The 286-nt window shown below is 55.2% G+C and carries 1 protein-coding gene; it reads left to right on the plus strand.

The features are described from left to right. Nucleotides 1-286: hypothetical protein (locus tag ACYP03_RS25745; RefSeq protein ID WP_459782639.1), on the plus strand; the 286-nt coding region annotated here is incomplete at both ends.

Consider the following 286-nt stretch of genomic DNA (forward strand, 5'->3'; position numbering starts at 1 on the left):
AGACCCGGCTGATTAAACTGGCCCATCAGCAGGACGTACGTTTTGGCTTTGGGGTGGATGAAACCACCGCGCTCGTTGTCAGCCAGCCGTTGACGCCAGATGCGCCGGTGTCCATGTCTGTCGTTGGCCAGAACGGGGTTTATATTGCTGACAACGCAACCGCCAGCCTGGTACAGGAAGCCCCCTTCTGGGTGAGCGATATCACCACACATTATCTCAATGCCGGTGACGAGTTCATCTGGTATCCGGCCACTGAAACTTACACCATCCGTTTTAATCCGGATGC

The sequence above is a fragment of the Photobacterium sp. R1 genome, assembly GCF_054600795.1.